This is a genomic window from Burkholderia anthina, assembly GCF_902498995.1.
In the GTDB taxonomy this organism is placed as follows: Bacteria; Pseudomonadota; Gammaproteobacteria; order Burkholderiales; family Burkholderiaceae; genus Burkholderia; species Burkholderia anthina.
Genome location: NZ_CABVLY010000017.1, coordinates 174,635 through 188,258, shown reverse-complemented (window position 1 = coordinate 188,258; position 13,624 = coordinate 174,635). Strand labels below are relative to the sequence as shown.

Below are 13,624 nucleotides of genomic sequence, written 5' to 3'. Positions count from 1 at the left end.
GGTGTCGGTGTCGGTGTCGGTGTCGGTGTCGGTGTCGGTGTCGGTGTCGGTGTCGGTGTCGGTGTCGGTGTCGGTGTCGGTGTTGGCGTCGGTGTCGGTGTCGGGACTGGAATCGGCACGGGTACTGGCACCGGCAACGGAACCACCGCGCCCCCTACCGCGCCCACGGCACCTGCCAGGCCCGCCCCGACAATGCCGACAGCATCGACGGACCCCGGCCCAATGGCCAGTCGCGGAAGGACAGGCGCCAGAACCGGAGCGGCAGGGGTGGCCGGTGTAGCCGCAACGGAGGCGGCGGTGCGCCCGCCGCCTCCCTCTCCAATCAGCACATCCTGAGAACCTGAATTGATCGACTCGCCACAGGACGTCTTGTCCCCAACCCGCGCTGCAGGTACATCGTTGATCAAGACGGTATCCGATCCCTGAACAATCGCCTGTGCGGATAAATGCAATGGACAAGTCGCCGAACTCACGCCGGCCAATGCCGCCGCCTTTCCGTTGATCAGGACTGACGACGAACCGGACGTAATCTCACCACCCGGCCCTACGGAATCGCCCACGCGGGCTGCTGCAAACATAGCGAATATTCTCCTCGAAACGACAAGGGATAACCCATGGTCACCGTCAATTCCGGCCGACCTTCTCTGAGCCGGCATCGCTGCCATTGGCCAGCTCCGTAAAGCTCGGTGTCGGCGTCGGCGTCGGTGTCGGTGTCGGTGTCGGTGTCGGTGTCGGTGTCGGTGTCGGTGTCGGTGTCGGTGTCGGTGTCGGTGTCGGCGTCGGTGTCGGCGTCGGCGTCGGTGTCGGCGTCGGTGTCGGCGTCGGTGTCGGCGTCGGGACTGGCGTCGGCAAGGGAACGGGTACCGGTATCGGTATCGGTGCGGCGACGACCGCGCCGGCAACACCCACTACGCCCGCCACACCTGCCGCGACTGCGCCGACTGCGCCGAGAACGGCATCGACCGGCAAATCCGGAATGACAGGAATAACCGGTGCCAGGAGCGGAACGTTCGGAACGATCGGCGCATCACCGCCTCCGCCTCCGCATTCGCCGCTGTCGCCGCCGCTTGGATTAAGCTCCAATGGCATGCCCTTGACGACGACGCGATCGTCGCCCTCGATACTGATCGTCTTGCCGGTCAGCTTGATCTTCCCGTCGCACGTCATCGTCAGTGACGACGATCCGCACACGAGCTTCAGTTCCCTCGCCGCATTCAGCGAGTACCCGTCGCCGACTGTCACGGAACGCGCACACCCGACTGACAATGCCGACGTACCGCCGATCGTCGTCGATTCCGCGCCACCGATCGATACCGACTGCGTCTGACCAACGACGTAGTTCGCGAGGCCGATGACATTGCTGGAAAACGCACCGCCGACCGACACACTATGCGCCGCCCCGACGTTGACGCCATACGTCAACCCCACGCCCACCGTCAGGTTCGCTCCCACCACATGCGATTCGTGAATTTTCGTCAGGCGATTCATCAGACCTTCGGCCTGCATCGTGAATTCCTCGCTGCCGGCCTTGTCCTCAAAACGAATGCCGTTGAAATTCTGGAGTCCGCCACCGAGCGAACGGCTCATGAGGCCGCTTTGCGTCGCGTTGCCGGGAAGTTCCCACGGCGGCATCGTGCGGGCGTTGTACAGACTACCCGTAATCAGCGGGCGATCCGGATCGCCGTTCCAGAAATCGACGATGACCTCTTGCCCGACACGCGGAATGCACATCCCGCCGAAACCCTCGCCGGCCCAGGCCTGACTCACCCGGATCCAGCAAGAATCCGACATGGGAGCGACGTCCCACAGGAAACGGACCTTTACCCGGCCGAACTCGTCGGTCCAGATCTCGTTTCCCGGGGGCCCCACCACGATGGCCGACTGCGGGCCGCTAACGCGTGGCTTCGGCGTCAGTCTCGGCAGTCTGAATACCTCGCTCGTCGGCTGCACCTCGAAATGGTTGCTGCAGGCATATTCGTAGCCGCTGCCCGATTCGAGCGGATTGACGCTCAACTCGAGCTGCGTTTCGATGACGAGATACTTGCCGTTCGCGGCCTGATGCGGGTGCCCGTTCAACTTGAATATCTGACCGCACGACAGCCCGCGCAAATTGCCCTCGCCCTTCGCGCGCGTACCTGGAGCGCGCAATTCCTCCATGCGGACGCGCGCGAGCAATTCACCGTGGCGTCGGTCGGTGTAGTCACCCGGCCACTCATACCATTCGATCTTGCCCCAGTTCGTATCGCGAGGTTGTCTGCTGCTCGCGCGAAGATCCGCTCCGATCTGCGTGAAATCGAAGTCGCTCGTGACATAACTGCCGGCATGCAGCGTCTGCGTCATGGACAGGGTCGATACATATTCGGCATCGGTCTTGCCGCGCTGCGGCTGGAACGCCAGCGTGTGATAGTCGGGATTCGGCGACGGCTTATGCGCATCAATGTGATCGCACAGGACGAGACGGTGCTTGCCGTCGACGTGCTCGCAAAACCAATAGATCCCCCACTCTTCCATCAGGCGCTGAACGAAATCGAAATCGGACTCGCCATACTGAACCTGAAAAGTGCGCGGCTCATTGCGCCCACTGTCTCCGAGCACACCATATCGACCGGCGTCGAGCCGCCTCTCGACCGGATATGGATACTCGTTCAGGACCTCGTCGATGATCGCGATCACGGTCTTGTTCTGGAATATCCTGAATTTGGCCGTCAACGTCGCCAGCCATATCCAAGGCTTCAGGACAACACGATAAACGTGGAACCGCCCTTCTTCGTACAGATATTCCGCCTGCGCGACCAACCCCGTGATCTCGCGTGAAATGGCGTCGTTCTCCTCGGTCGTCGAATCACCGGTTCGATCCGACATCACCGTGATGGTCATCTCCTTGCCCAACAGCGTTTTCAGATCTTTCAGATCGACGCCCTTGCTACGGTCGACAGGCACCGGAGAATCATCGAGCGTACGGAGTATCACTTCGTATTCGAACAACTTGCCGAGCCGTTCGCTGCCGCGCAGCGACACGAATTTCAAGGCTGGTTCGCGCTTCGAAGTAGACGCGTCCAACACCTCCGGAACCGCCTCGCCCGAGACCCCGACCACGCGCTCCTGATGACGTGTGTCATTCGAGGATTCCCGCGCAGGCGCCGCCGATCCGGGCCGCTCCTTCGTCTGGCGCATCCGAAATGCTGTGTTTCTGGTGGAATTGTCCTGCATGCGCACCTCTCATCTAAATCATGTTCGTCGAAAACGATCCGGCCAGGAATGCCGGAAGAACGCGCCAACAACGCTATCGGGCTTCGTTGGAACGAAGCAACGCAACCGCTTCCGCCCCGCGCGCGCTCCCGCTGCCCGGACAACGAAACCGCCGCATCAAATCGAGCGGCTGCAGCCCCGCATAGCTGCCCGACGTCAATTCGAGCGAGGCATGGCGGCCGTCGAATATGAAATCCGCGACGCCGCGGCTCGACGACGACGTCGATGTCACGCGTGCCCGATCGATCAGGCGGAACAACGCCCACGGCCCTTCGGTCACGATGGTCGACGTGTCCGGCCGCACGCGCGGGTTGGCCGTGAGGCCGGCCATCGATCCGCCGCGCGGCCCGGGCCAGGTGATGGGCACCGTCGTGACCGGACCGTGCGCATAGCGCATGCTCTGTCCGTCGATGTCGATCAGCAGATCCGTGATCTCCGGATCCATCGACACGACCTTGAGACCCAGCTTCCACGACATCCGAGCGGCCCCGGGATCGCGGAAGAAGGTCTGACGGATCGCGGCGGCCTGTTCGAACGGCTCGAGATCCGGCTCTCGTATCGACGCCATACCCGGCACGGTCGGCTTGTAGCGCCATGGCCGGACGTCCGTATCGACGCGATGGGCCAGGGCCTTCCGGAAAAATTCGTCAAACACCCCGCCCGCTGCGAACAGACGATTGAAGTCGTCCATCTCGACCTCTTGCGCGCTGTCCGCGAACGGATACTTGCCTTCAATCGCGCTGCGGCACAAAGCGCCGACGCCGACATCGATCTGCGACGTCAGCAGCGACCTGACACCGCGCTCCACCCGTTCACCCGACCGCGCTGCAATGCTTCCGAGCACCGCTCGCAACGGTGCCGGCAACGTCTCGGCTTCGAACTGCATCGCCGAACGCAGACTGTCCGCCGCGGGCATGCTGCCGCTCGCGAGAGCGTCGTTAATCATCGAAAGGCGCATGTACTCTCTGCCCACCAGACCGATGATGCCGTCCAGGCGCGGCATCTCGCCAACGCCGGCCGCCGCATGCGGTATGGCCGGCTCACCGTCAGGCGCGCGGCTTCCGCCTCCATTCGAGATGTCGCGCAACGCGGCAAAGCGGTCGTCGACCAGTTCCCGCTCCATCTTCTTCCGTGACGGACGCCCGGCGTCCAGCGCCTTGCCCGCCGCCTCCACCGCCCGAGCGACACGCGTGCCGCCGCCGGCGACGTGCTTGACCGTGGCATCGGCGAGCGAAGCCTGCTGCGCGCCGTCGCTCATCGACAGCGACGTTTCGTGCACCACCGTTCGCACCAGTCGGACCAGCGGCGAATCAGATTCGACGAGCATGCGAAGCGTCTGCATGTCGAGCGACGACGGATCGTCCCCTCCCATGACCAGCCTGATGTCGTCGACGAATCGCGTCCAATAATTTCCGTAATCGATCAGATACCGGTGTCGAATCTCATCGGCAAGCGTATCGCTGCCGGCGACCGACGCGCCGACGCTCGCCGACGACAGCGTCCGCTCGAGCGGGCCGCCCGCCCGCCCCATGACCCACGCATCCTGTTTTCGCGTCCGGTCGAGAAATTCGGGCAACAGCTTGTCGAAAACGCCGCGATAGCCTTCCAAGGTATAGAGGCCCGGGATTCCCCTTTCGAAGGCCGATCCGTCGGCCAGCGCGAAAACCCACGGCGCCTGCGGGCCGGCCGCCCGGCTCAACGTTACGTTCTCCGGCGCCTGGCCGGCCATCGAGGCGATCGCCCGTTCGTAGAGGCGCCCCGATGCGGGAACGCGTCCGAGGAAATCGCGGGCGCGCTGGACGAGGTGCATGTCGAGCGTCCCGGCGGGCGCGGCCGACGCGCCTTGCGCCAGCAGCGCGTCAAGATGGCCGACCATGATGTCGAGCTCGACAGGCGACGCCGCGACTTTTCCGCGTTCCCAATCATTCATCACCCAGGCTTTGATCGCCTCCGTGTCGTAACGGGAGCGATCGCCCAGCATCAGATAGACCGACAGCGTACCGTAGACGTCGTCCGCATTTCGCGCTTCGATCTGGGCGCCGAGCACCGAACCCATCCTGGCCGTCAACTCCGGCAGCAGCATCCGGTTCAGCAGGCGCGCGTAGGTTCCGTCCGCGGCTCCGCGCACGCTTGCTCCGGTGTACATGCCGTAGCGCCACGCGAGACCGGGATCGTCCAGATCGAGTCCGTCGAACTTCGGCAGATCGCGGGCGGCCGACAGGACGGGCGCCATCGCACCGAGCGGCATCTTTCTGTCGCCGGAAGCAATACGCGATGCGAGCGCCTCGCTCTTCCGGCCGACGGTGTCGAGATATTCCCGATTATTCTCGAAACTCCGGGAAAAAGAGAGGGCGAGCCATGCCGCCACGAGGATCAGCGACAGATGCATGCCAAAGCGCAGTGCCCGGAAACGCATCTCCCAGCGACGATTGCCGCGAACGAGGTGGCCTTCCGTCACGACGACGTGCCGGAACAGATCGTTCAGGAAGTAACTCCGATACCCGGCAGGCTCCACCCGCCCCGGCCGCACCGGCATATCTTCCGGCGCGTCGCCGCCGACGACGCCGGCCAGCCCTCGGCGCAGCCGCTGCATCACCGTCGTGACGTCAGCCGGCACCCGCGCATCGCCTTGCACCGCGCTCGTGAAATAGACACCGCGCAACATGCCATGCAGCCGCGTATCGTCGTAGGTCGACTCGAGGAACACCCTCGAAATCAGCTCGGTCAGCGCGTCGCACAGGCTGCGAAATTCGGAAGGCAACGCGTAGAGCTTCTTGCGTCGCTCCAGCTCCAGGATCTGTAGCAGCCTTGCATCGATCCCGTCCTCGATTCGTCGTCCCAGTTCGCGCAGTTCGGCCGCGCAGTCCAGATGGAGCGTGTCGTAGCCGTACTGCGGATCCCTGTCCCGATAAGGCAACGTGAAGCCGAAAACCTGCTCGCGCTCCTGCGTCGTCAGAAAATCGAAGTATTCGCAGAATCCCGGCAGCAAGTCGAGCTTCGTCACCATCAGATAAATCGGGAAACGGATGCCGAGGTCGCCATGCAGCTCGTGCAGCCTCGCGCGCATCGACGCCGCGAACATCTCGCGTTCTGACGGCGAGAGGGTCAGCAGCGTTTCGACGGAAACGGCCAGCAGCACGCCGTTGACCGGCGCGCGCGCGCGCCGCTTGCGCAGTTGCTCGAGAAAACCTCGCCACTCCACGGCATTGTCGCGCGCCGACGCATCGGCCGCGGCGCCCTCGCCTTGCGGCAACGCGTGCTGAACCGTATAGCGCCCCGCCGTATCGATCAACACTGCCTTGTTCGTGAACCACCAGTCGCAGTTCGCCGTGCCCACGCGTCGCTTCCTCGCCGCGGCAATCATCTGCTCGGCCTCGGGAAAGTCGAGACCCGAATTCAGGATCAACGCGGTCTTCCCCGCCCCCGTCGAACCCATCACCATGTACCAGGGCAGTTCGTAAAGGTAACGCTGGCTCTCCAGCAAGCGGCCGAGGCCGGCTTTTTCCCCCCGGATACGCTTGAGCTTCTCGATCGCTCTCGCCATCGACGACTCGATGGCGCGCATGTCGTCGCACGAACGCGAGCCGACATCCTGTTCCTTCGACGACGGGTTCAGGACACGCTGCAGCCATGCGCTGTCGCGGCGCAGCGCCTTCCACAAACGGTGGAGCCCATATATCGCGCAACCTGCCAACAGGATCGAGATCGCCAGAACTCGCGCCCACGACGGTGCCAACGGATAGGCGGTGCCGAACTTCAGGGACGGCCCGAAGCACCATACGACGGCGCAAACAAGTGCAACGATCAGGAAACCGTACGGCCATCCGAACAAACCGAACAGCAACGTCGCAAGCACCAGGACGGTCGCCAGCGCGCGGGCGGCGACGGTCTCGAACGGGCGATAATCATCAAACGCAACCAGTGGCCCGGCGAGCCAGATAGTCGCAACGGCCACGATCGCCATCGCGAATATCAGCATCTGTCGCGACCTAACCATCTTCAACAGGCGATTCAAGTATTGCATCAAAACTTTCTCTTTATTTCTCGACGAGAATTTCCACGCGTCGATTACGGGCGCGACCATCCGCCGTGGCATTGCTCGCGACGGCCCGGGCGTCACCCTCGCCGATCGACGCAACGCGACCGGCGGATATGCCGTGCGACTTCAGAAGGTCCGCGACCACCGCGGCGCGGCGCTCGGACAGCACCTGGTTGTTCGGCATTTCCCGGGTTTTGATAGGTTGATTGTCGGTATATCCGGTCACGACGATCCGGCCGTTCAACCCGGCGATCTTTTGCGCGATCTTCTCCAGAGTCGGCTCCAGTGTCGGACGGGGGGCGCTCTTGCCGGGCCGAAACATCGCGTCGCCCCGAAACACGATCGTGCCGCTCCGTGCGTTCTCGTCGACTGCCACCCAGCCGCTCGCGATTTCGTCCTTCAACAACGCGGACAGACTCAGCCGCTCGCGTACGACCGGTGCCGGCACCGGGACCGGATCGATCCGCCCAATCGCGGCGATCCCGGCCTCGACGACCTCGCGCTTCGACGAAAGCAGGAACTCGTACCGGACAAACAGCGCGAGCGCAGCAAGCGCCGCCAACCCGGCCGTCACCCGGACAGGCACCCTCCTCAGGAGACGGAACTTTCCGGGCGCCTCGCCGCGCCAGTGCGGCGAAAGATCGGAATGCGCGGTACCGCGGGCATCCCCGACCAGAACCTGCAATCTCTGGCGGATTTGTTCGAGATGACGATGGCCGTCCGCCACGACGCTGTAGCGACCTTCGAATCCGAGGCTGAGAATGTGGTACATCACCTCCAGAACATCGATGTACGTCGCCGGCTCCGCAGCCATGCGGCCGATCAGCAGGAAAAATTTCTCGCCGCCATCGACCTCGCCCTCGAACGCAACGAGCAAGCTATGCTGTGCCCAGATGCCCCGCCCCCATTGCGTACGGCTTGCCGCCTCGTCAAGCGCCGTACACAGTGCATAACGCGTTGCCGCCAAGTGTTGCCACGGCAGGTTTACCTTGTCGCAAATGCTGCCGAACGCGGTGATCTCGCGCGCAACCAGCTGACGCAGGCTGGCCGCCCCGGCCGGGGAATCCAGCGAAGCGGGCATGTCCGCCAGCATGCGCAACAACGGACGGGCGGCTTCGAGCAGCGGATTTCGGGCGGCACGCATGCGCTCGATCCGGACCTGCGGATCTTCCGGCAGATCGAACACGGCCGGATCGACGGCCGACCCCGCATCGGGAAGACGTCCAGTGGAAAAATCCGGCGGCGTCTTGTGTCGACCGCCGGGCCCTGGCTCCAGCAGGAAGTCGAAATCGCCGTACGTTTCTGTACTCATTTTTGACGCACGCCCCACAGTTCAAGTTTGAGTTCAGGGAAATGTCCGGCGACATGCATGGCCAACCCTCCGTGCCGCGCGATCTGCTCCCAGAACGGACCGGTTCTGGACAGTTCGAAATAGACGAATCCGGAATGAAACGGAATCTGCCGCGGCGGCACCGGCAACGCGACCATCGGCAAGCCCGGCAGATGCGATCGAATCAGCTCGGCAATACGATGAGGATGACTGATTTTCGTCTGGGCGAGAAATTGCTGCTGCAGCGATTCCGAGGGCATTTGTGCGCCGACGGCCAACACGAGGCTCGAATAGCCGGCAAGTTCCTCCGGCAGGACGGTCGCCGTACGAATGCCGTGCGCCTGCTCCGTGAGCATGATCGGTTGAGCGCCGCGAACCGGCACCTGATTCAGAAGATGATGTACCTCATCGACTAACGGCCTGATGCTCTCGTAAAGCCTCGCGTGCGCGTATCCGGGCGTCGCCAGCGGACGGCGCGTCTGCGGGCGCACGAACGTCGAGAGCTCGCCGGCGAAAAGGGCAAGCTCTCGATACAGATCGACAGGCGCAATTTCTTCGATCCGGCACAGGTGTTCGAGAAGCGGCTCATAGCGATTGAGTACCTGCAGCAGCAGATAGTCGCCGACTTCCGCAACCGCGCCCGCGCGCGGATCGGCTCCTGACAAGCGCAACGCAAGCGCGTCGGCGCGGAGCTTGGCCAGTCCGTGCAACTGTGTCGCCCATTCGCGCAATAACGGATTTGCGCCGTAGCCTGTCACGGGCGGAATATGATCCGCATCATGCAACGACACCGAGCCGTCGGCATGCACCGCTTTCACCCGCGTCAGCGCGATACCGATCCACGACTCCGTCAGTTCCTTCTCGAGGAGCAAACGCAGGCGCAAATTCGCGAGCTGAACCGGCTTGGGCCCCTGGCCGATCGCATTGCTGTCACGCAATTCCGTCTCGTAGGCGAGATAGCGCGCATGCGAACCGCCATCGTCCTCGAACGCGGTTTCCTCGGTATGGGACAAGCGCAGCGGAACGGCGAGAAAGATCAGTTGGCCCTGATGTTCCGGTCCGATGGTCATCGGTGCGGGAGCCGGCGCAATGCCGGGGACGTCGAACGGCGTGCCGTCCGGAAACACGCCCGCGCCGGACTTGAAAGCCAGTTTGCCGAATGCCAGCGCTTCACGATCGATATCGTAGCGGCTGAACCCCCAGAAAAACGGACTCAGGGGAACACTGCGCCGATGAACCAAAGATTCTAAATACCGCTCTTGCTGCTGAAAAAGCTGAGGGCGCAAGAAAAGCCCCTCACTCCAGACAACCTTGTTATACCAACTCATCACAATTATTCTGATTTCGAAATCGAAACGACGTTCCTGTCAAACCGCACGTGCAACTGTTGTGTCTTATCAGGAATGACCGCTCTGTACCACGAAGCATCTGGAGCGACAGGCAATCGATACACGGCGCGCCAGACGGATTTCCCGAGATCGCGGTAACCCGCCAGCACGCCGATCGCCGTCGTGGCCGATGCCGACTTGCGGACCACGTCCCGCACTTCACCCGGCCTCAGGATGAACTCGTCGACGACCAGCGCATCGTTCGCGATGGCCTTCCGATCATCGCTCTGCAGCGTGAAATAGTCGGCCGTCTCGAAGGCCGTTGCGGACTTCAGCTCATAAACCTGAACCAGAATGGGCGAGGCCGCGCCCCATTCGTTCGGATTCACGCCGTCGCTTGCGGTCATTCTCAGCCGGAGATTCACCTGCTCCTTGGCGACGGGGCTCGACGCGGTGCCGCATGCACCCAACCCAGCGACCATGCTTAAAACGACCAGACCGCCGAAAATGCGCAACCCTGTCGAGAAACGTGACAAGAAGTTCGAAACCATTCGAGATAATCGGAAATATCGTGCACGCCGATCGCGACGCTTAACGTCGCGATCGGCGTTCGTGACTCAACTCAACCGAAACGGATGAATCGAGCGTGACTCAGGGTATGCCAGCGACTCAGCTGTTCGCCTTGTTTGCCTTGATGTCGTACGAGCGGGTAATCGCGGCCGCGCTCGCACCACTCTGGCTTTGCGGCGTGTACTCGTATTCGAACTTGGCAAACGACAGCCTCACTTCTTCTGCCAGGCGATCGTCCTCGTAGCGACCGTTGCTTTCCCGCTTGCCGAGCATGTTCACCGACGTAATCACAACGTCCGTCATCTTGATCTTCACGTATTCCTGTGCGTCCTTACCAGCACGACGGACGTAGAGCGTTGCCTGGTCGATGTGCTCGCCACTCGCGCACTTGACCGCCAGATTCGGCGTCGCACGATCGATGTGGTGCACAAAGATCAGGTCGTCGATCTTCGCTCGGCCGGCACCACCGCCGGTTCCGGCATGCATGTTGGACTGCTGAGACATGCTCCACTTCCAGTCCATAACTTCGATATCGTCCTTGTGCTCGCTATCCTGCGATTCGCCGATGATGCCGTTGATCTTGATGAATGCATCTGCTGCCATGAACTACTCCTTAATACAAGGTTGATTTCAAAACCACTCAATGGAATCAGGCATATTTAATGAGCGCCTGTCCGCCGCTCAATCATCCGGCAATCGGGCGCAGCATCACGCTGCGCCTTTGGCGAGCGGCAGCTTCGTGACAAGGCGGAGCGAAACCGTCAATCCTTCAAGTTGAAAATGCGGACGAAGAAAGAACTTGGCCTGGTAATAGCCCGGACTTCCCTCGACGTCCTCGACCACGACCTCGGCATCAGCCAGCGGACGACGAGCCTTGATTTCCTGAGACGAATTCACCGGATCGCCGTCGACGTAGTTCATCACCCATTTATTGAGCCATCTCTGCATTTCGTCGCGCCCGCTGAACGAGCCGACCTTGTCGCGCACGATGCACTTCAGGTAATGCGCGAAACGCGAACAGGCAAACAGGTAGGGCAGGCGAGCCGAAAGATTCGCGTTCGCAGTTGCTTCGGGATCCGAATATTCGGCTGGCTTCTGCAGCGACTGCGCGCCGATGAAAGCCGCATAATCGGTATTCTTGCGATGCACCAGCGGAATGAAGCCGTTCTTCGCGAGTTCCGCCTCACGCCGGTCGGAAATCGCGATCTCGGTCGGACACTTGATGTCGATGCCGCCGTCATCCGTCGGAAATGCATGACACGGCAGGTTCTCCACGACGCCGCCGCTTTCAACACCGCGGATCAGCGTGCACCAGCCGTACTGTTTGAACGAACGGTTGATGTTGACGGCGAGTGCATAGGCCGCGTTCGACCATACATACTTACGGTGATCCGATCCGTCTGTCGCCTCTTCAAAGCCGAATTCGTCGACCGGATTCGTCTTCATGCCATACGGCAAACGCGAAAGAAAGCGCGGCATCGCCAGACCGATGTAACGCGAATCCTCGGATTGGCGAAGCGTGTTCCACGGCGTGTATTCGAGGTTTTGGGTGAAGATCTTCGTCAGGTCGCGCGGGTTCGCAAGTTCCTGCCACGAATCCATCTGCAGCACCGACGGCGCAGCACCCGTGATGAACGGCGCATGGGACGCCGCGGCGACCTTCGCGATCGATGCCAGAAGATCGACGTCCGCAGGCGTATGATCGAAGTGATAGTCGGCAACGAGACAACCGTACGGCTCCCCGCCAAGCTGACCGTATTCTTCTTCGTAGATCTGTTTGAACAACGGGCTCTGGTCCCACGTCATGCCCTTGAACCGCTTCATCGTGCGACGCATCTCTTCCTTTGACACGTCGATGAATCGGATCTTGAGCTTCTCGTCCGTTTCGGTATTGGAAACCAGATAGTGGAGACCGCGCCATGCGCTTTCCAGGCGCTGGAACTCCTCGTGATGCAGGATCAGGTTGATCTGCTCCGACAACTTTCGATCAATTTCGCCGATAATCGACTCGATGCTTTTGTATGCATCGTCGGATAGCGTCAACGACATCGACAGCGCCTGCTGCGCGAGCGTTTGAACCGCACCTTCCACGACTTCGCGCGCGCGCTCGGTCTTCGGCTTGAATTCACGCGACAGCAGCGCGTTGAATTCGGACTGACTTGCCATGCCCAGTATCGCTTCGTCACCGGTCACGGGTTGAACTTCGATCATGACTTCTCTCTCTTGATACGGTTTTATCAGCTATGGCGCACGACGATATTCAATCCTGGCTCGCCGTAGCCTCGGCGGCCTCCGCCTGCGGCTTCGGCGCCTTCGCCAGCGCCTCAAGCAGCGTCCGGTCCTTCAGCAACTGACCGACCAGGCCCTCCGCACCGGCTTTGCCGTCCATGTATGTCTGCAGGTTGGCGAGTTGCGTGCGCGCCTCGAGCAACTGGGCCAGCGCGCCGACCTTTCGGGCTACCGCGGCCGGGGAAAAGTCGTCCATGCCGTCGAACGTCATGTCGACCATCAATTGCCCGTCGTTGGTCAGCGTATTGGGCACCGAGAACGCGACGCGCGGCGCCACGGCTTTCATCCGGTCGTCGAAATTGTCGGCGTCGATATCCAGAAACTGGCGATCCCCTACGGGCGGCAGCGGCTTGGCCGGATTGCCCGACAGATCCGCCAGCACGCCCATCACGAACGGCAACTCGACTTTCTTTTCAGAGCCGTAAATTTCCACGTCGTATTCAATCTGGACGCGGGGGGCGCGGTTACGCGCTATGAATTTTTGAGAACTATTATTGGAAACGGACATGAGTGCTCCGGGACATCAATCGCTCAAAGAGGGTAGGAATGGCAACAAAACACAATAAAATTTCGCATCCTTCAATACTCAATGCTAGACAGGACGCGCCGGATCGAACATGGGCGCCGGCCCAAATCCGGATTCGAGTGGGAAAAATCCTCTCGAACACAACATTCAAATAATCTGCATACCTATATAAATAGAAAATACTTTCTACCGAGGCCTGCCGGGGCCGTCGGGCATGACGTGATGCCCGACGAAAGCGAATCGTTCGATGAGCGGCCACACCGAGGCACCGGTCCGGCACGTCGGCAAATCAC

9 protein-coding genes are annotated in these 13,624 nt (G+C 61.6%); all 9 read right to left on the bottom strand.

Annotated elements, in window-relative coordinates; genetic code table 11:
* The coding region (locus BME24068_RS35100) for a PAAR domain-containing protein (RefSeq protein WP_244962178.1) at window positions 1–578 on the bottom strand (578 nt) is incomplete at its 3' end.
* A gap of 46 nt (window positions 579–624) precedes the next feature.
* Window positions 625–3,210: a type VI secretion system Vgr family protein gene (locus BME24068_RS21780; protein ID WP_244962177.1), complete on the bottom strand. Its 2,586-nt coding sequence runs from the start codon at window positions 3,208–3,210 to the stop codon at window positions 625–627.
* A gap of 73 nt (window positions 3,211–3,283) precedes the next feature.
* Window positions 3,284–7,273, bottom strand: a complete 3,990-nt coding sequence (gene tssM, locus BME24068_RS21775) for a type VI secretion system membrane subunit TssM (RefSeq protein ID WP_174927320.1) — start codon at window positions 7,271–7,273, stop codon at window positions 3,284–3,286.
* A gap of 13 nt (window positions 7,274–7,286) precedes the next feature.
* On the bottom strand, window positions 7,287–8,600 hold the full coding sequence (tssL, locus tag BME24068_RS21770; RefSeq protein WP_174927319.1) for a type VI secretion system protein TssL, long form: 1,314 nt from the start codon (window positions 8,598–8,600) through the stop codon (window positions 7,287–7,289).
* On the bottom strand, window positions 8,597–9,946 hold the full coding sequence (tssK, locus tag BME24068_RS21765; RefSeq protein WP_174927318.1) for a type VI secretion system baseplate subunit TssK: 1,350 nt from the start codon (window positions 9,944–9,946) through the stop codon (window positions 8,597–8,599). Before tssK ends, tssL begins: the two co-directional genes overlap by 4 nt.
* Window positions 9,947–9,951: 5 nt before the next feature.
* Window positions 9,952–10,497: a type VI secretion system lipoprotein TssJ gene (gene tssJ, locus BME24068_RS21760; protein WP_096500076.1), complete on the bottom strand. Its 546-nt coding sequence runs from the start codon at window positions 10,495–10,497 to the stop codon at window positions 9,952–9,954.
* A gap of 118 nt (window positions 10,498–10,615) precedes the next feature.
* Window positions 10,616–11,119, bottom strand: a complete 504-nt coding sequence (locus BME24068_RS21755; RefSeq protein WP_096500078.1) for an Hcp family type VI secretion system effector — start codon at window positions 11,117–11,119, stop codon at window positions 10,616–10,618.
* Between the two features lie 105 nt (window positions 11,120–11,224).
* Window positions 11,225–12,727, bottom strand: a complete 1,503-nt coding sequence (gene tssC / locus BME24068_RS21750) for a type VI secretion system contractile sheath large subunit (protein ID WP_162826165.1) — start codon at window positions 12,725–12,727, stop codon at window positions 11,225–11,227.
* Between the two features lie 49 nt (window positions 12,728–12,776).
* On the bottom strand, window positions 12,777–13,313 hold the full coding sequence (gene tssB / locus BME24068_RS21745; RefSeq protein ID WP_096500082.1) for a type VI secretion system contractile sheath small subunit: 537 nt from the start codon (window positions 13,311–13,313) through the stop codon (window positions 12,777–12,779).
* Window positions 13,314–13,624 lie beyond the last annotated feature (311 nt).